Origin of the sequence: Pantoea sp. 1B4, from assembly GCF_016925765.1 — a bacterium.
GTDB classification, from domain to species: Bacteria; Pseudomonadota; Gammaproteobacteria; order Enterobacterales; family Enterobacteriaceae; genus Pantoea; species Pantoea agglomerans.
This window is the reverse complement of the sequence record NZ_JAEUWZ010000005.1, coordinates 499771-517165: the sequence shown is the minus strand read 5'-3', so window position 1 is coordinate 517165 and position 17395 is coordinate 499771. Positions and strand designations below refer to the sequence as shown.

13 protein-coding genes and 2 pseudogenes are annotated in these 17395 nt (G+C 55.9%); 10 read left to right on the top strand and 5 right to left on the bottom strand.

What is annotated here, in order from left to right; translation table 11 throughout:
- The first annotated feature begins 3 nt into the window (after positions 1–3).
- From JNO11_RS24035 to ascB, 9 genes and pseudogenes are all read left to right on the top strand, one after another.
- Positions 4–930, top strand: a complete 927-nt coding sequence (locus JNO11_RS24035; RefSeq protein WP_010247074.1) for an amino acid ABC transporter permease — start codon at positions 4–6, stop codon at positions 928–930.
- Entirely contained in the window at positions 914–1708 is a 795-nt protein-coding gene (locus tag JNO11_RS24030) for an amino acid ABC transporter ATP-binding protein (RefSeq protein ID WP_010247075.1), read from the top strand. The genes JNO11_RS24035 and JNO11_RS24030 overlap by 17 nt, the downstream gene beginning before the upstream one ends.
- Positions 1705–2604, top strand: coding sequence for an ABC transporter substrate-binding protein (locus tag JNO11_RS24025; RefSeq protein WP_325178048.1), 900 nt, complete (start codon positions 1705–1707; stop codon positions 2602–2604). The genes JNO11_RS24030 and JNO11_RS24025 overlap by 4 nt, the downstream gene beginning before the upstream one ends.
- Before the next feature lie 156 nt (positions 2605–2760).
- The gene (locus JNO11_RS24020; RefSeq protein ID WP_010247077.1) at positions 2761–3321 is read left to right on the top strand and encodes a non-canonical purine NTP pyrophosphatase; all 561 of its coding nucleotides are present in this window, start codon (positions 2761–2763) and stop codon (positions 3319–3321) included.
- A pseudogene (locus JNO11_RS24015) lies at positions 3318–4113 on the top strand (SIR2 family protein). Before JNO11_RS24020 ends, JNO11_RS24015 begins: the two are co-directional and overlap by 4 nt.
- Positions 4114–4271: 158 nt before the next feature.
- Positions 4272–4616 carry a YebG family protein gene (locus JNO11_RS24010; protein WP_033768961.1) on the top strand — a complete coding sequence of 115 codons (345 nt, stop codon included), beginning with the start codon at positions 4272–4274 and terminating at the stop codon, positions 4614–4616.
- A 617-nt stretch (positions 4617–5233) separates the two neighbouring features.
- Positions 5234–6067, top strand: a complete 834-nt coding sequence (gene bglG, locus JNO11_RS24005) for a transcriptional antiterminator BglG (protein ID WP_325178047.1) — start codon at positions 5234–5236, stop codon at positions 6065–6067.
- A gap of 137 nt (positions 6068–6204) precedes the next feature.
- On the top strand, positions 6205–8067 hold the full coding sequence (gene bglF / locus JNO11_RS24000) for a PTS beta-glucoside transporter subunit IIABC (RefSeq protein WP_325178046.1): 1863 nt from the start codon (positions 6205–6207) through the stop codon (positions 8065–8067).
- A 12-nt stretch (positions 8068–8079) separates the two neighbouring features.
- Positions 8080–9474 carry a 6-phospho-beta-glucosidase gene (ascB, locus tag JNO11_RS23995; RefSeq protein ID WP_325178045.1) on the top strand — a complete coding sequence of 465 codons (1395 nt, stop codon included), beginning with the start codon at positions 8080–8082 and terminating at the stop codon, positions 9472–9474.
- Between the two features lie 68 nt (positions 9475–9542).
- On the opposite strand, the gene JNO11_RS23990 is transcribed toward ascB, so the two are convergent.
- Complete coding sequence (locus JNO11_RS23990) at positions 9543–10670, bottom strand: Fic family protein (RefSeq protein WP_182500646.1); 1128 nt, start codon at positions 10668–10670, stop codon at positions 9543–9545.
- A 523-nt stretch (positions 10671–11193) separates the two neighbouring features.
- On the opposite strand from JNO11_RS23990, the pseudogene JNO11_RS23985 reads away from it, so the two are divergent.
- Positions 11194–13133 (top strand): annotated as a pseudogene (locus JNO11_RS23985) (methyl-accepting chemotaxis protein).
- Between the two features lie 481 nt (positions 13134–13614).
- Here the strand turns inward: JNO11_RS23985 and ugpC are convergent.
- Genes ugpC through JNO11_RS23965 form a run of 4 tightly spaced genes read right to left on the bottom strand, consistent with a single transcriptional unit; the run spans position 13615 to position 17387 of the window.
- Positions 13615–14697, bottom strand: coding sequence for a sn-glycerol-3-phosphate ABC transporter ATP-binding protein UgpC (gene ugpC, locus JNO11_RS23980; protein ID WP_031590703.1), 1083 nt, complete (start codon positions 14695–14697; stop codon positions 13615–13617).
- A gap of 2 nt (positions 14698–14699) precedes the next feature.
- Positions 14700–15647, bottom strand: a complete 948-nt coding sequence (locus tag JNO11_RS23975) for a carbohydrate kinase family protein (RefSeq protein ID WP_064690787.1) — start codon at positions 15645–15647, stop codon at positions 14700–14702.
- A gap of 2 nt (positions 15648–15649) precedes the next feature.
- Positions 15650–16489 (bottom strand): carbohydrate ABC transporter permease, encoded by an 840-nt coding sequence (locus tag JNO11_RS23970; protein WP_033760458.1) that lies wholly within the window; start codon positions 16487–16489, stop codon positions 15650–15652.
- Positions 16479–17387: a sugar ABC transporter permease gene (locus JNO11_RS23965; protein ID WP_022624334.1), complete on the bottom strand. Its 909-nt coding sequence runs from the start codon at positions 17385–17387 to the stop codon at positions 16479–16481. Before JNO11_RS23965 ends, JNO11_RS23970 begins: the two co-directional genes overlap by 11 nt.
- Positions 17388–17395 lie beyond the last annotated feature (8 nt).

Genomic DNA, 17395 nt, shown 5'->3' with positions numbered 1-17395 from the left:
ACCATGAGTAAACATCAACATCTGCAGGTGGTGCCGGCACGCTACCCGGCACGCACCGCAGGGGCTATCGTTGCGCTGTTTATTCTGGCAGGCGTGGTGCAGTCAGTGGCCTTTAATCCGCGCTGGGAATGGAGCGTGTTTGCCCGCTGGTTCTTTGACCCGGTGATCCTGCACGGTCTGGGTCAGACGCTGCTGCTGACGCTGCTGGGTACGATATTCAGTCTGTTTCTGGGCGGTCTGCTGGCGCTGGCACGTCTCTCCTCATCGTGGCTGCTGAGTACACTGGCGTGGGGTTATATCTGGCTGTTCAGATCACTGCCGCTGATTGTGGTACTGATCATTCTTTATAACTTCTCCTATCTCTACGACACCCTGTCTGTCGGCATTCCGTTTACCGGCCTCTCCTGGGGGGCGTATCAGACGATTAACGTGCTGGGGCAGTTTCAGGCAGCCGTTATCGGTCTGACGCTGGTGCAGGCGGCCTACAGCGCGGAAATTATTCGCGGCGGGATCCTCGGCGTCGATCACGGTCAGGTAGAGGCCGCGTCCGCGCTGGGTCTCTCTGCCACACGCCGTACCTTCCGCATCATTCTGCCGCAGGCGCTGCGCGCCATTATTCCCACCGCGTTCAACGAGATCATCAGTCTGGCGAAAGGCACATCCGTGGTTTATGTGCTGGCGATGCCGGAGCTTTTCTACACCATCCAGATGATCTACAACCGCAATCAGGAAGTAATCCCACTGCTGATGGTTGGTGCCGCCTGGTATCTGATTATCACCACCGTGTTGTCCGTGATTCAGTACAACGCCGAACGCTGGATGGCCCGCAGCGTCACCCGTGAACCGCAACCGTCGCGCTGGCGACAATGGCGCAACCGCGTCACGCCACTTCATCCGACCGAGGAGATCAGCCATGTCCGAAGCCATTGATTACCGCACCTCACACACTACCGGTGCCATCAGCATCACCGGCGTCAGTAAACGATTTGGTAAACATAAAGCGCTGGATGATGTATCGCTGTCACTGGCACCGGGGTCCGTCACGGTGATCCTCGGGCCGTCCGGCTCCGGTAAATCCACGCTGCTGCGCACCATCAATCATCTGGAACGGGTCGACGAAGGATTTATTCAGATTGATGGCGACTACATCGGCTATCAGCAGCGCGGCAATAAGCTGTATGAACTGAAAGAGAAGGCGATTCTGCGCCAGCGCATCAACGTCGGCTACGTGTTCCAGAACTTCAACCTGTTCCCACACCTCAGCGTGCTGGATAACCTGATTGAAGCGCCGATTGCCCATCGTCAGTTAACGAAACCGGAAGCGATACAGCGTGCAGGCGAACTGCTGGATATTGTGGGCCTGCGGCATAAAGCCGATGCGTGGCCGCGTCACCTGTCGGGCGGGCAGCAACAGCGCATCGCGATTGCGCGTGCGCTGATGCTCAATCCACGGGTCATGTTGTTCGATGAGCCGACCTCGGCGCTGGATCCTGAACTGGTGGGCGAAGTGCTGGATGTAATTAAAAAGCTGGCGCGTTCCGGCACTACGCTGGTGATTGTGACGCATGAGATCGGCTTTGCCCGGGAAGTGGCGGATAACGTGGTCTTTATGGTGGATGGCCGGATTGTGGAACAGGGCAGCACCACCCAGGTGCTCAATAATCCGCGTCATGAGCGCACCCGCCGTTTTCTGGCGCGCGTGTTATGAGGGCATTAACGTTAACGGTTCTGACGCTGCTTCCGGCGCTGGCCTGTTCTGCGGCTGAGAAGCTCGATGTCCTGCAAAACGAGACGCCGATTCATGCCCCGGCCAATCCGCAGGCTATTGCTCAACTTCCGGACAATTACCGTTTTATCGAACCGGGCACCCTGACGGTCGCTACCTCGGCGACCAACTCGCCGCCGCTGTCGCTGCTGGCGTCTGATAACGTCACGCGGATCGGCAGCGATCCCGATATCGCCCGACTCCTTGCTGATAGCCTGGGGCTGAAACTCAGGCTGGTTCCGGCTTCCTGGGAGGACTGGCCGCTGGGCATCAGCGCCGGACGCTATGATGTTGCGATGTTCAATATTGCCGTGACCGAAGAGCGCAAGAAGAAGTTCGATTTTGCGACGTATCGCGCCGACAACCACGCTTTTGCGGTGAAAAGCGACAGTCATATCAGCAAGATTAATAGTCCGGCGGATATTGCCGGTAAGCGGATTATCGTCGCCTCGGGCACCAATCAGGAGCGTATTTTACTGAGCTGGGATGAGCAGAACCGGGCTAAAGGTTTGCCTGCGGTAACGCCGATTTACCTGACTGATGATGCCTCCGCGACGCTGACGCTACTGTCGGGACGGGCAGATGCGATGTTTGGCCCTCACTCGATGGCGGCCTGGAAAGTGGCGTCACGCGGACAGACAAAGCTGGTTGGCAGCGGACCGTTTCGCGCCTGGGTCGCCGTGACCACCAAAAAGGGCAATGGCCTGGCACCCGCGCTGCAGGCTGCGCTGGATGGCACCATCGCAGGCGGGCAGTATCAGCAGGTGCTGGCACGCTGGGGCGAACAGGATGAGGCCATCACTCAGTCCACGGTGAATCCACCCGGCATTGTTTACTGAGTCTGCAGAACCGGCTCGCCTGCTGCGGCCGGTTCTGCGCACTTCAACCTGATGAGCAAAGAATTGAACTACACTCTCCAGCGTTAGTGATTTATCCTGCCCGCCTGTTTCCGTAAAATCCTCACTGCGTGGCGGAGTAATTGACCTGGAAGCCCCATGAAAATCAGATTCCTTTCTGCCAATGAGCAAAAGCTGGCGGAGGTGCGCAAAATACTCGAACCTGTCGGGGTCGAAGTTCTGCCCATCGCCCGTCGCATCGAAGAAATTCAGACTGAAAACGAACTCGACCTGGTACGCGACAAACTGACCAAAGCCTTTTCGCTGATTGGGCGACCGCTATTTGTAGAGCATACCGGCCTCTATCTGGATGGCCTCAATGGCCTTCCCGCCGGTCTGACCCGCATCTTCTGGAACCGCCTGGACGCTGAGCGCTTTACCGCGCTGGTGCAGGGGCTCGACAGCCAGGCCGTGACGGCCAAAACGGTGCTGGGCTACTGCGATGGCCGCAAAATGTACCAGTTTTCGGGTGAACTGCGCGGCACTATCGCCGCGAAACCTGCCGGAACGCGCGGCTTTCAGTGGGACTGCGTCTTTATTCCCGAAGGCTATGAGCAGACGTTTGCTGAAATGGGCGAACTCAAGAATGAGATCTCGATGCGGCGCATCGCGCTGGATCGCTTCGCCACCTTTTTAAAAACCTCGCGGGGCATGGCATGAAACCTGAACTCAAACGCGCCTATGATTCCGGCAAACTGATTCTGTTTGCCGGTGCCGGTATTTCGCGCAATTTTGGCCTGCCCGAGTGGCATGAACTGATTGCGCATCTTGCTAATGAGCTGGGTTACGATCCAAAAATCTTCAATACCTATGGCACGCACCTGTCGCTGGCGGAGTATTACAAACAGAAAAAAGGTTCGCTTGGCCCGCTGCGCAGCTGGATGGATCGCGAATGGCATCGCCCCGATATTGATGTCCGCTCTTCTGAAATTCATACCATGATTACCCAGGGTAACTTTTCGCGTATCTACACCACCAATTACGATCGCTGGCTGGAAGCGGCGCATGAAGCGCACGGCGTACCCTATTACAAAGTGGCCAACGCCGCGGACCTGGTCTCTCTCACCGAAGATAAGCGTCACATCATCAAGCTGCACGGTGATTTTGATGATGACACCTCAATCGTGCTCGATGAGAGCAGCTATTTTGAACGCCTCTATTTTGATTCGCCGCTCGACATTAAACTGACTCACGATGTGATGGGCAACTCAGTACTGTTTGTCGGCTACAGCATCAGTGATTTCAATATTCGCCTGCTGTTTTACCGTCTGACCAAGATGTGGGGCCGCACCGGGCTGGCAACCGCCCGGCCAAAATCCTACCTGTTCACTAACCGGAACAACCCGGTGGCCAAAGAGGTGCTGGGGCAGTGGGGGGATTGAGGTGATCGTCTCGGAAGAGGACGATCCCCGTAAGGCATTGGCGATGTTTCTTGAAGAGCTGCTGGTGTAGCCGCCGACCCTCGCGGCGGAGAATGTGTCAGGAAAAATGAAAAAAGCCTGTGCCAGGTTAAGGTTAGCCCGTGCACAACCGATAAACTCTATTCTCTGCTGGCAAAGCAGGATCGGCATGATATACTGTATGTATACACAGTACCTGAGGGCGAAAACATGGCTGTTGAAACAAAATTTGTAGTAGTCAGAAAGGGTGAAGAGAAGATGACGTTTGCCAATAAGAAAGAGGCCGATGCCTACGACAAAATGCTCGATATGGCCGAAGCCTTCACCGACTGGCTGTTACAGCATCAACCTGCACTGGATGAATCTCAGGCAGAAACGCTGGGTCTGCTGATTGCAGAGCAGAAAGATGCCGTTCAGCATATTCTGCGCACCAGCAAACTGCCGGAAGCGGCAGCAGCACCCGTCTCTCAGCCAGAAGCTGTCTCAGACGATAGCGCGGATGAGTCGCAGGAAGAGCCTGCTGCAAAGAAAGTACGCGCCGTTAAAGCCGCTTAATCTCAACAGCGCCGGAAGCGAACCTTCCGGCGTAGCTGTTTCTGAATAGCGGTTTGAGCTGTTCTCCTGCTAACTTTTTTTACAGATAATCTTCCTTCCACTCTTTTACCCTGCATAACGGGCTCTGACGCTCAACAGAACGATTTCACACGTTAAGGGCTTTTCGTCGGATAAATCAAAACATTGTGATCAGTGACAAAAGCGTTCAAAGCGGTGTGTTTTTAATCGCTAAATGGCAGTTAATGAACACTGCAGTCCATTAGTCGATTTTTCAGACGACCTTCCTCGCATGACTATCTTCCTCCCATAACGTGAGTTTTCATTCCACTGAGCGTCATACCCCTTTTGCTGCCCGGAACCGCACCCCCGGCTTTAATACTGGTCTCGTCCGGCGGGTATCGCCACACGCAGGATGCCTGGGTGACTGAACTCAACACGGTAGTCACTTTTTAAGTTAATAAGAGGATTTCGATCGCTGTCACGCTTTTTGCCCTGACAGATTGAGGTCACGACGAAAACTGATAGAGTTCCCGAACTGGATTGTTACTGCTTAGGCAGGCAAAACCTGACTTCTGGCCTCTGTCGGATGTCAGGTTTTTTTTGTTTCTGGGGTTCCGATGAAAATCGCCAAAATTCTTAATAACAACGTGGTGATGGTTCAGGATGAGCAGGGACGCGAACAGGTCGTGATGGGGCGTGGACTGGCTTTCCAGAAGCGCATCGGTGACAGTCTCAACGCTGCGCACATTGAGAAGGTATTTGCGCTGCAAAGTGATCTGCTGGTACGTCGTCTGGAGGAGTTGTTACACCAGATCCCTGCAGAAGTGATGACCACCTGCGACCGCATTATTGATCTGGCAACACAACGTCTGGGGACATTGCAGGAGAGCCTGTATATCACGTTGACCGACCACTGCTACTTTGCCATTGAAAGGCAGAAAAAAGGTCTGGCAATTAAAAATGTGTTGCTGTGGGATATCAAACGCCTCTACCCCAAAGAGTTCGAACTGGGTCAGGAGGCCAGGGCTATCATTTCCCGTCGTCTGAATGTCGAACTGGCGGAGGATGAAGCCGGATTTATCGCGCTACATCTGGTGACGGCGCAGCTCAATAATGAAATGCCGGAAGTGATGCATGTCACCCGGGTTATGCAGGAGATTCTGCAACTGGTGAAGTATCAACTGCAGCTGGAGTACATCGAATCGTCGCTGAGTTACCAGCGTTTTGTCACTCATCTGAAGTTTTTTGCTCAGCGGATGCTGACGCGTACCGTGGTGGACGATGACGATGTATCGCTGCATACAGCAGTAAAAGATAACTATCCCAAAGCCTGGAAATGTGCGGTGAAAATCGCGCAGCATCTGCAACAAAGCTATCAGCGTGATCTGACCGCAGAAGAGATCATGTTTCTCGCCATTAACATCGAACGGGTGAGAAAAGAGGGGCAATAAGCTCCATAAACCGGATTGTTACTGCTTTACGCAGGCAAAACCTGAGCGCGGCCTCTGAAAGGAGGACGTTCTCAGGTTTTTTTCATTTTTGGCTCAGTTAACTGATGTCCGCAGGCATCGGTTGTAAGGAAATCGAGATGGAATATCACACGCTGGCGCAGGATATCCTCAGCCATATTGGTGGCCGGGAGAACATCGTAACTCTGGTTCATTGTGCCACCCGGTTACGCTTCAAACTGAAAGACAACCATAAAGCCGACGCTGAAGGGCTAAAGAAAAATCCGGGCGTTATTATGGTCGTTGAAAGCGGCGGGCAGTTTCAGGTGGTGATTGGCAACCACGTTCATGATGTCTGGCAGGCTGTGCGTAGTGAAGCGGGGCTGGCTGATGAGCTTTCTGCAGCAACAGAAGGGGAAAAGACCGGGGGTAATGTTTTCAACCATCTGATCGACATTGTGTCAGGCATTTTTACCCCGTTTATCGGCATTCTCGCCGCCTCAGGGATCCTAAAAGGTTTACTGGCGCTGGCCGTGGTCTGTGGCTGGCTTTCTGTTGAAAGTGGAACGTATAAAATCTGGTTTGCAGCCAGTGATGCCCTGTTTTTCTTCTTTCCTCTGGTGCTGGGCTACACCGCCGGGAAGAAATTTGGCGGCAATCCATTTATTACCATGGTGATTGGCGGGGCGCTGACCCACCCGACGATGATTGCAGCTTTTAATGCCAGCCAGCAGTCCGGTGAAATGACGGACGCGTTTCTCGGCATCCCTGTAACCTGGTTTAATTACAGTGCGTCGGTTATCCCGATTATTCTCGCTGCATGGGTTAGTTGCTGGCTGGAAAAACAGAGCAGCCGGCGACTTCCCGCCTCCATGAAAAACTTCTTTGCGCCACTGATCTGTCTGAGCGTCACCGTGCCGCTGACCTTCCTGGTGATTGGCCCACTGGCCACGGGCTTAAGTCAGATACTGGCAAACGGTTACCAGTGGATTTATGCGCTGGCACCCTGGCTGGCTGGTGCCGCCCTGGGCGCGTTGTGGCAGGTCTGTGTGATTTTTGGTTTGCACTGGGGACTGGTGCCACTGATGATCAACAATCTTGCCGTACTGGGGCATGACTCAATGCTGCCCATGCTGTTGCCTGCTGTCATGGGCCAGGTTGGCGCGGTGCTGGGGGTGTTTCTGCGCAGTCGGGATGCACGACAGAAGATGCTGGCGGGTTCATCCGTGACCGCAGGGATCTTTGGTATCACTGAACCGGCTGTCTATGGCGTTAATCTGCCGCTGCGCCGTCCCTTTATCTTTGGCTGCGTGGCGGGCGCTATTGGCGGTTCCATTGTCGGCCTCAGCAGCACCCACGTTTATTTATTTGGTTTTGCCAACATCTTTACCATCGCACAGATGATCCCACCTGGCGGTGTGGATTCCACGTTATGGGGCGGTATTGCCGGGACGCTACTCGCGCTGATACTGGGTTGCGGCATGACGCTGGTAGCGGGCATGCCCCGAAACACGGCGCCAGACGCAGCGCTCCCGATTACCCCTGGCGAAGATGACATTCTGTCACCGATGACGGGCACCGTTCTGGGGCTTGGTCAGATTCCCGATCCAACCTTCGCCAGTGGCCTGCTGGGACAGGGTGTGGCCATCATCCCTTCCGACAACAAAGTGATTGCGCCTTTTGCGGGTGAGGTGGCCTCCCTGTTTCAGACCCGACACGCCATAGGGCTGCTGAGTCACAGCGGGATTGAGCTGTTGATCCATGTGGGTATCGATACCGTCAGGCTCGACGGCAAACCTTTCACGGCACATGTAAAAGTGGGCGACACATTCAGCGCCGGCGATCTGCTGCTGGAGTTCGATCGTCAGGCCATTCTCGATGCCGGATATGACCTGGCAACACCGATCATTATCACTAACAGCGATGAGTATCCTGAGGTGATGACTGTGGCAGGGACCGCGGTCACTGCAGGTACGCCTTTACTCAGCGTCACTCGTCAATAAAAGGAGAACAGGATGAAAACTTTCCCGGATTCATTTTTATGGGGCGGTGCTGTTGCCGCTAATCAGGTTGAAGGCGCATGGCGGGAAGAGGGCAAAGGCCTCTCAACCTCTGACGTTCAGCCACAGGGAATTTTTGGCCCGGTATCGGAGCGCGTTGAGGGCAGCCAAAGCCTCAAAGACATCGCGATCGACTTTTACCACCGCTACCCGGACGATATCAGGCTGTTTGCAGAGATGGGGTTCAGCTGTCTGCGGGTTTCAATCGCATGGACGCGCATCTTCCCGAACGGTGATGAGCAACAACCCAACGAGGCCGGTCTGGCCTTTTATGACCGGCTATTCGACGAGCTGGCCGCACACCACATCACCCCAATTGTTACATTGTCACATTATGAGATGCCCTGGCACCTGGTGAAGCAGTATGGTGGCTGGGGTAACCGCCAGGTGATTGGCTTCTTTGAGCATTATGCCCGTACGGTGTTTGCCCGCTACCAGAATAAAGTCAGACTCTGGCTGACCTTTAACGAAATTAACATGTCGCTTCACGCGCCGATGACCGGTGTGGGTCTGCCGGAAACCAGCAGCAAAGCTGAGGTGTATCAGGCGATTCATCATCAACTGGTCGCCAGTGCGCTGGCGGTGAAAGCCTGTCGCGAGATTAACCCGGACGCCAGCATTGGCAATATGCTGCTGGGCGGGCTGGTCTATCCACTCAGTTGTAGGCCTGATGATGTGCTGGAAGCGCTGCAGGAGAACTGGAAATGGCAATTTTTTGGCGATGTTCAGTGCCGTGGTGTTTATCCGGGCTATATGTTGCGGTTCTTTCGTGAGAATAATATTCAGCTGGATATCACGGATACCGATCGTCAGATACTCCAGTCGACCGTCGATTTTATCTCGTTCAGCTATTACATGTCCGGCTGCGTGACCGCCGATGAAGCACTGAATCAGCAGATGCGGGGTAACATTCTGAGTATGGTGCCAAATCCTCACCTGCAGAGTTCTGAATGGGGCTGGCAGATTGACCCGGTGGGCTTGCGGACCTTACTGAATCTGCTGTGGGATCGTTATCAGAAGCCGCTTTTTATTGTTGAGAACGGACTGGGCGCCAAAGACATACCGGATGCAACGGGCGTCGTGCAGGATGATTATCGCATCAGCTACCTCAACGATCATCTGGTTCAGGTGCGTGAGGCCATTGACGATGGCGTGGAGGTCATGGGTTATACCAGCTGGGGGCCAATCGATCTTGTCAGCGCATCAAAAGCCGAATTGTCTAAGCGTTACGGTTTTATTTATGTTGACCGCGATGATACCGGGGAAGGTTCGCTGGCCCGCAGCCGGAAGAAAAGCTTTTACTGGTATAAAGAGGTCATTGCGACCAACGGGGCTTCACTTAAAGAGTAATTCCCGCACTCAGGAGTAGATCACAACGATCGCGATGTACTCCCGGTTAGCAGTTAAAACAGCCTGGCTCAGGGCGTCTCGCGGGAGTTAACCTGATAGCGGGTACTCCTGCCTCCGCCTTCGAGCCGGTAAAGGCAGCCTTTTTCAACCAGATCGGCCAGATGACGGGTCGCGGTGGCTTTACTCACTTTGGCGACCTTCTGATACTGGCTGGCGCTGATCCCCAGTTCGAAACCCTGCTCGCCGCCATCCAGCAGCCGGTTCAGCACTTTCACCTGTTCCGGACTCAATCCCATTCCCTGATGCCGCAGCCAGAAACGCGCTTTCATCTGAGTGCGATCGATGACGTTCATCGCCTGTTGCAGACTCTCATCCAGGATATCAAGAAACCACACCAGCCAGTGAGTGATATCCAGGCCGCCTTTCTGCGTCTGCTCAAGGATGCGGTAATAACCGGCACGCTGAGTCAGAATGGCGGGTGACATGGCATACAGCCGGATGCTCTGACTGTCGGCCTGCGCCAGCGCCAGATCGGTTAACGCACGCGTGATACGACCATTACCATCATCAAAAGGGTGCAGGGTGACAAACCAGAGGTGGCAGATGGCGGCGCGCAGCAACGGGTCCAGCATCACATCATGCTGACTGCTGTTGAACCACTCAATAAACTGCGCCAGCTGCGGCTCCAGTCCCTGTCGCGGCGGCGCTTCAAAATGCACCGTGGGACGATCGATGCGACCTGAGATGACCTGCATCGGCTCACTGCCGCGCAGTGTGCCGACGCTCAGGCGCTGCACCGTCCACTCATCGGCCGGGAAAAGCCAGCGATGCCACTGACAGAGACGCTCAGGCGTCAGCGGCTGGCTGCGGTTGTTGATGGCATCGAGCATCATGGCAGCCAGGCCTTCTGAACGATCGGAGACCGGATAGGGCTGCTCTTCCGTCACGCCTAACCGCCGCGCCAGCGATGAGCGGACCGATTGCACGTTGACCCGCTCCTCTTCAATCGCGGAAGAGGAGAGGATATTGCTGAGCAGGGTATCCAGCGTCTGGGTTTCACTGTCTGAATGCAGGCTGGCACGGCCCAGCAGCAATCCGCGCTGCTGCTGCAGATGGCGCAGGCGCGGTAACAGCACGGCGTCCTGCCACTGAAAATGGGGCCAGTCCGGCTGTTGCCAGATCCAGGTAACGCTCATAATCGGCTCACGCTAAGGGTGGATGAGCCGAATAAAGGAGGTTATTCGGCTCACAGAATGAGTCGATAATAGCGAATATTTGGCTCACAGGCTAATCACGTGGAATTAAGGGCAAAAAAAAGGACCCGAAGGTCCTGTTTGCTTAGCGGGAGAACTGCATAAAGGTGTCTGAATAGTAGTGAACGATCCAGGCGACATACGCCAGCCAGACAACCATCCCAACAGCTAATCCTGATTTACCGATCATTGTTCTATCTCCACTGCGATAAGGGGGGCTACAGCAACTGTTGACATAAACTGACAGTAATGGCGGGCACCAGTATTGTTGCAGATCAAAAAAAGGCCGTTCATTCGCAGCGCCATAATCCCTTTGCGATCAACTTCCCGTAATCACGCGCTGTGAGACCCCCATCACGGCGGGGAAATGGCCATTAAAGTTCAAAAAAACGCCGCCGATAGATGATCTCAGGAGCACCATAACTACAAGGAGGTATTGAGCCAGGTAAATTTCAGGGGAAGCACTATGGTCAGTCAGTTAACACATAAGAAAAGAATGAGTACCCGTGCGCAGATGCTAATCATGGGTGGTTTAACGATAGTGCTGGGATTTACCGTGACTATTGGGGTTCTCAGCTGGCAGTCAGGTAAAGAACAGAAAGACCTGGCCGAACAGTATCTGCAGCAGATTGCGCAGAGCCGTGCCTTACAGGTGCAGCAGGAATTGAGCCATGCCCGTGATGTCGCGAGTCACCTTGGACAAAGTCTGATTGCCTTGCCCCACGTTGGTATTACCGATCGCAAAGCGGCCGATAAGGTGATGGAGTATGCGCTGCGTGCTAACCCTGACTATCTGTCGATGTCAGTGATATTTGAACAGAATGCGTTTGATGGCCGTGATACCGAGTTCGCTTCACAGCCGGGTCAGGCACCGCAGGGCCGTTATGCCTTTTTTGTCGATCGTGACGCGTCAGGTAATTACTCGATGCATCCGCTGCTCTCCTATCTGACACCGGGTCAGGGTGATTACTATCTGATCCCGCAAAAAACACAAAAAGATACGCTCACAGAACCCTATAGCTATGCCTATAACGGCGTACCGACGTTGCTCACCTCCGTCGCCGCCGCGATTATCGATCAGGGCACCTTAAAGGCGATCGTTACCTCTGACATTTCACTGGCATCACTGCAACAGAAAGTGAATCAGATCAAACCCTGGCAGGGAAGCGGTTATGCGCTGCTGCTTTCTAACGGCGGGAATGTGGTCTCTTCGCCGGTGAAAGATGAAGCCGGGAAGCCCTGGAAAGGCGAAAAAGAGGGTTTTACGTCAAAAGTCGTCCAGCGATTTGATGCCGTGCTGGGTGAAGACGCTTTAGTCACCTGGCAGCCGGTGATGATAGGTAACAGCGACAAACCCTGGTATCTGGGCGTGGTTGCACCGGTCAGTCAGGTGATGGCCGCCTCAAACCGGCAGCTGATGTGGGCGGTGATCCTGATGGTCGTGAGCGTTCTGCTGGTCGGGACGGTGCTGGGCATGCTGTTCAGCCGTAAAGTGTTGCGTCCGATTGGTGGCGAGCCGGCTGAAGCGGCGCATATTGCGCTGGCCGTCGCCGATGGCAAGCTGGATAACGCGATTGTGGTGAAAAACGGCGATCGCAGCAGCCTCTTTTTCGCCCTGGATACCATGCAAAGCCAGCTCCGGCAGATTGTCGGGCAGATTAAAGATTCCAGTGAATCAGTACGCCAGGGGGCGGGTGAAATTGCCAGCGGAAACCTCAATCTGGCGTCACGCACCGAACAACAGGCCGCCGCGCTGGAGCAGACCGCAGCCAGCATGGAGCAGATCAGCGCCACGATTCGCCTGAATGCCGATAACGCGCAGCAGGCGACCAGCCTGACTGAAAACGCTACCCACATCGCCAGTCGTGGTGCCTCGCTGGTGGGTGAAGTGGTGCAGACCATGGCGCAGATCGATGACAGTTCGAAAAAGATCGGCGACATTACAACCATGATCAACAGCATTGCCTTCCAGACCAATATTCTGGCGCTGAACGCGGCGGTGGAGGCTGCACGTGCCGGTGAGCAGGGACGCGGTTTTGCGGTGGTGGCTTCTGAAGTGCGTAATCTGGCCCAGCGCAGCGCGAACGCGGTGAAAGAGATCGGCGCACTGATTGAAGAGTCGAGCGTGCGGGTCGAGAGCGGCGTCCGGCTGGTAAACGATGCCGGTAAAACCATGCAGGAGATGATGCAGGCGGTGAATTCGGTGCAGGGGATTATCGGTGAGATTGTTACAGCATCAAGCGAACAGGCGCGTGGCATCAGCCAGGTAACGATTGCCGTCAATGAAATGGATGGCGTCACCCAGCAGAATGCCGCGCTGGTGCAGCAGATGTCGGCTGCGGCCAGTTCGCTGGAGGATCAGGCGCAGTGCTGTCACAGACGGTAGAGCAGTTTCATCTGGCGTAAGCAGGCGTATGTTTCCTGATCCAGACTCTGCTTCACAAAATAAAAAACTCGCCGCTGGCGTAATGCTGATCAGTTAAGATTAGATTTGTAAAGGCTGTCACGGTTAAACGTGACAGCCTTTTTTCCGGGCGAGCGAGCCGCAGTGCGGGCCAGCGCACCTCTGCTGCTGCCGGGCCGTCCTCGCGCCGCTCACGCGGTACCTTCGGCTTTGACGTCGTGCCGACGAACCGTTCGGGGATCGGCCCTCCCTGGCCGGCCCCGACCTGTCCACGCTTCCCGGCGTGGACTTCTGGCCCACCGTCACGCCTCAGCGCTGCGGATAGCCCTTTCAGCAGCAGAGGCGCTCAGGCCTTCACTCTCGTGCCCTTTTTTTAACAATACACACTGAAGTTTCAGAGCAGGCCAGCCCCTGCCCGGCACCAGACTGCGTTATCACCTGTCGCTTAACTGACTGACATTACCGCTGGCGGGTTTATTTTTATCACTGCTCCGTCAGCCGCACACCGCTGCTGGCATCAAACAAGTGCATTTTATCCGGATTAACGGTCACCGGCAGCGTGCCGCCAGGCACGGCATCGCTGCGGCCGGTCAGTTGCATATGCAGCGGGAAACCCTGCCAGTTCAGATGTAACAGGGTCGATTCGCCGGTGATCTCAACAATATTGACCGCCGCGGGTTGCCCGCTGGCATCAAAAATCAGATCGTGGGGTCGTACGCCAAGCGTGACCGGCTGATCGGCCTGCTGCTGTGCCGCACTGTGCCAGCGACGCGGCAACGGCAGCCACTGCTCGCCACAGCAGACGCCAGGCAGGCCATCGCGTGTCTGGAAACGGGCATCCAGCAGATTCATCGGCGGTGACCCGATAAACCGCGCCACGAAGGTGTTAACCGGGCGGTCATAAATCGCCAGCGGTGCACCCTGTTGCACAATGACCCCTTCTTTCATCACCACAATCTGATCCGCCAGCGTCATCGCCTCGACCTGATCGTGGGTAACATAGACCATGGTGGTTTTGAAACGCTGATGCAGCGACTTAATCTCGGCCCGCAACTCCATGCGTAACTGCGCATCAAGATTAGAAAGCGGCTCATCAAACAGAAACACCTGCGGATTGCGCACCATGGCGCGGCCCATCGCCACGCGCTGCCGCTGTCCACCCGACAACGCTCTTGGATAACGCTGCAGCAGCTGATCGATGCCGAGAATGCCGGCAATGCGGGCGATTTTGCTTTTTTGCTCCTCGCGCTTCACCTTTTTCACCTGCATGTGAAACGCCAGATTCTCCGCGACGGTGAGATGCGGATAGAGCGCATAGCTCTGAAACACCATGGCGATATCCCGGTCAGCAGGATCGAGATCGTTAATCTGTTTTTTATCCAGCATGATCGCCCCGTCAGAGACGGTATCCAGACCGGCAAGCAGCCGCAGCAGGGTTGATTTGCCGCAGCCGGAGGGGCCAACCAGCACAGTAAAGCTGCCATCAGGGATGGTTAAATCCAGCGGGTGCAGCACGCTCTGTTTACCGTAGCGCTTCGCTACCTGTACAAGTTCAACACTGGCCATGGTCAGCGCACCTCATTTGATAGTTGGAGTTGTTGCCAGCTGGGATAGCGGCGCGGAGAGCTGCTTATCGCCTGTGATGCCACTTCAATGCCCCAGCGCAGCGCCGTGTGCGATGGCTGGTGATAGAGCAGTGCAGTAAGAAAACCGGCATTAAAACTGTCACCGGCTCCAATGGTATCTACCACCGTTACCGGCTGGGCAGCAGCATACTGCACAGAGGCGGCAGACCAGAGACGTGCGCCCTCTGCGCCACACTTAATCACACAGCCGCCGCGACCACTGAGCCGGGCTGCCAGCTGTTTACCGCTTTCATCCAGCAGTTCTGCGCCCGATAAGCCCAGCGCTTCCACCTCATTCAGCAGCAGCCAGTCACAGTCCGCTAACCAGTTGCCAATCTGTAAGCGAAGCGCATCGCTCCAGCCCGCAGGCGGCCAGCCGGTATCCACGGCGACACAGAAGCCACGCTGTTGCAGCGCGGCCAGCAGCGCCGGGTAGTGATCATAGAGTTCCAGACAGAGAAAGGTGCCGCACAGCAGTACGATGTCGCCCGACGTCGCCTGCGACGGCAACTGGGCCAGCACATCGTCCGCGGTCAGCACGGTAATATGGCCGTGATTGCTGAGAAACGAGCGTTCGTTATCGGGATGGGTCACGCCTACCGTCAGCGAGGTTTCACAGGCATAGCGCGGCCAGTATGCAGCGCTATGAGGAAAGTGACTGGCGAGCCAGTGACTGAAGCCATCGTCGCCCTGATTGGCAATGGCCCGATGCGGCACCTGCATCGCCTCCAGCGCCAGCGCACAGTTACCTGCGGACCCGCCGGGACGTAACTCGCTGTGCTGCAGCATCACTTCCGTGCCGCGCTGCGGCCAGTCGCTGAGCGTACTCATGATTAAATCAACATTTATATTGCCCACCACATAGAGGGTGGGCGTGAGGGTAGTGACCATAATTATCCCTTACTTCCGCCGCTGGTGAGACCGCTGACCAGCGTCTTCTGCAACCAGATGGCAATAAACAGTGGCGGCACCGAAGCCAGAATGCCGATTGCCGCGATAAGCCCGTCATCGGTCGCGCGTCCGGCGGTAAAACCGGCAATCGCGACCGGCAGGGTCTGTGCCGAAATATTGCTGGTGAACAGCAGCGCGTAGAAAAACTCATCCCAGGCGAGCAGCCAGCCGAACAGCGCGGCAGCGCCCAGCACCGGCTTTGCCAGCGGCAGCGTAATGCGCAGCAGAACCTGCCAGAAGCGCAGGCCATCAAGCCGTGCTGCCTGTTCGATATCACGTGGCAGTGAGTCGAACTGGTTCTTCAGCATCCAGGTCAGAAACGGCAGGATCAGCGAACAGTAGACCATCACCAGGCCGGGACGGGTGTTGAGCAGCCCCAGTTGTTGCAGCAGAAAGTAGAGCGGCAGCACAAACGCCACGGGCGGCACCATATAGATTGCCAGAGCGCCGGAAAGCCAGGCATCACGACCACTGTAGCGTGAGAAGCTGAACGCCGCGGGTATCGCCAGCAGCAGCGAGATCGCTGTGGCCACCGTCGCCACCAGCAAACTGTTGCCCAGCGCGTGCAGAAAAACGTTGCCGGGCTGATTCGGTGCCAGCGAAACCAGCCCCTGATAGCGGCTGAAATCCCACTGACGCGGCAGCCACTCCAGCGGCACGCGGGAGAGATCGCTGGCAGAACTGACGCTCATCAGAAACAGCCAGCCCATCGGGGCCAGGATGCTGACGGCGACCAGCAGCGCAGCCCCGTAACGCAGGACCCGTCGCAGTTTAGTTTTCATAAGCGGTACTCCGGCGGCGCTGATGCCATAACATCAGCAGATAGAGCGTGATCAGAAGGGCGCACATCAGGGTCATCAGTATCGCGTAGGCGGCACCGCTGCCGGCACGCAGATAGCTGAACGACTCCTGATAAACGAAAAAGCTCAGGGTTTTGGTGCTGTCCACCGGGCCGCCGCGCGTCATCACGTAGATGATGTCGAAGATTTTAAAGGCATCGATGGTGCGTAACACCAGCGCGACGCCGAGCGGTGCAACAATCGCCGGGAAGGTAATCGCCCGGAAACGCCGCCAGGCGGAGGCACCGTCCAGTCGTGCCGCTTCAAACAGATCCTCGGGGATCGACTGCAGCGCCGCCAGCACCAGCAGGGTGACCAGCGGATAGTTTTTCCAGATATCCGCAAACATCACCGCATTGAGCGCCGCCTCCGGCGATCCCAGCCAGCTGCGATAACCGTCAATGATACCGAGCTGGCTGAGCAGGGCATTGATACTGCCGTAATCAGGGTTGAAGTTGAGCCGCCACATCATGGCGTTGACGATGGTCGGCAGCGCCCACGGCAGAATCACCAGCACCCGCAAAACGTTGCGCCCGATGAATTTCTGATTCAGCAGCAGCGCCACCAGCACGCCGATAATCCCTTCAACGGTGACAGACACAAGGGTGAAATAGAGTGTGCGCCAGATCGACGCCCGAAAGTCGGGATCGCTAAGCGCATAGAGATAGTTTTCCAGCCCAATCCAGGCAGGCGTTTCACCACTGCCAATCAGCGCAGCATCGGTAAAGCTGAGCCAGATGGTACGCAGCAGAGGCCAGGCGGTTAACAGCAGCATCACCAGCAACATGGGTGCCAGCAGCACCCATGCCTGACGCTGTTCGCGTTGACGCAAACTCAGCATCATAACTC

Coding starts and splice junctions, on each gene's coding strand:
- JNO11_RS24035 (WP_010247074.1), top strand. CDS start 4: ATGAGTAAACATCAACATCTGCAGGTGGTGCCGGCACGCTACCCGGCA.
- JNO11_RS24030 (WP_010247075.1), top strand. CDS start 914: ATGTCCGAAGCCATTGATTACCGCACCTCACACACTACCGGTGCCATC.
- JNO11_RS24025 (WP_325178048.1), top strand. CDS start 1,705: ATGAGGGCATTAACGTTAACGGTTCTGACGCTGCTTCCGGCGCTGGCC.
- JNO11_RS24020 (WP_010247077.1), top strand. CDS start 2,761: ATGAAAATCAGATTCCTTTCTGCCAATGAGCAAAAGCTGGCGGAGGTG.
- JNO11_RS24010 (WP_033768961.1), top strand. CDS start 4,272: ATGGCTGTTGAAACAAAATTTGTAGTAGTCAGAAAGGGTGAAGAGAAG.
- bglG (WP_325178047.1), top strand. CDS start 5,234: ATGAAAATCGCCAAAATTCTTAATAACAACGTGGTGATGGTTCAGGAT.
- bglF (WP_325178046.1), top strand. CDS start 6,205: ATGGAATATCACACGCTGGCGCAGGATATCCTCAGCCATATTGGTGGC.
- ascB (WP_325178045.1), top strand. CDS start 8,080: ATGAAAACTTTCCCGGATTCATTTTTATGGGGCGGTGCTGTTGCCGCT.
- JNO11_RS23990 (WP_182500646.1), bottom strand. CDS start 10,670: ATGAGCGTTACCTGGATCTGGCAACAGCCGGACTGGCCCCATTTTCAG.
- ugpC (WP_031590703.1), bottom strand. CDS start 14,697: ATGGCCAGTGTTGAACTTGTACAGGTAGCGAAGCGCTACGGTAAACAG.
- JNO11_RS23975 (WP_064690787.1), bottom strand. CDS start 15,647: ATGGTCACTACCCTCACGCCCACCCTCTATGTGGTGGGCAATATAAAT.
- JNO11_RS23970 (WP_033760458.1), bottom strand. CDS start 16,489: ATGAAAACTAAACTGCGACGGGTCCTGCGTTACGGGGCTGCGCTGCTG.
- JNO11_RS23965 (WP_022624334.1), bottom strand. CDS start 17,387: ATGCTGAGTTTGCGTCAACGCGAACAGCGTCAGGCATGGGTGCTGCTG.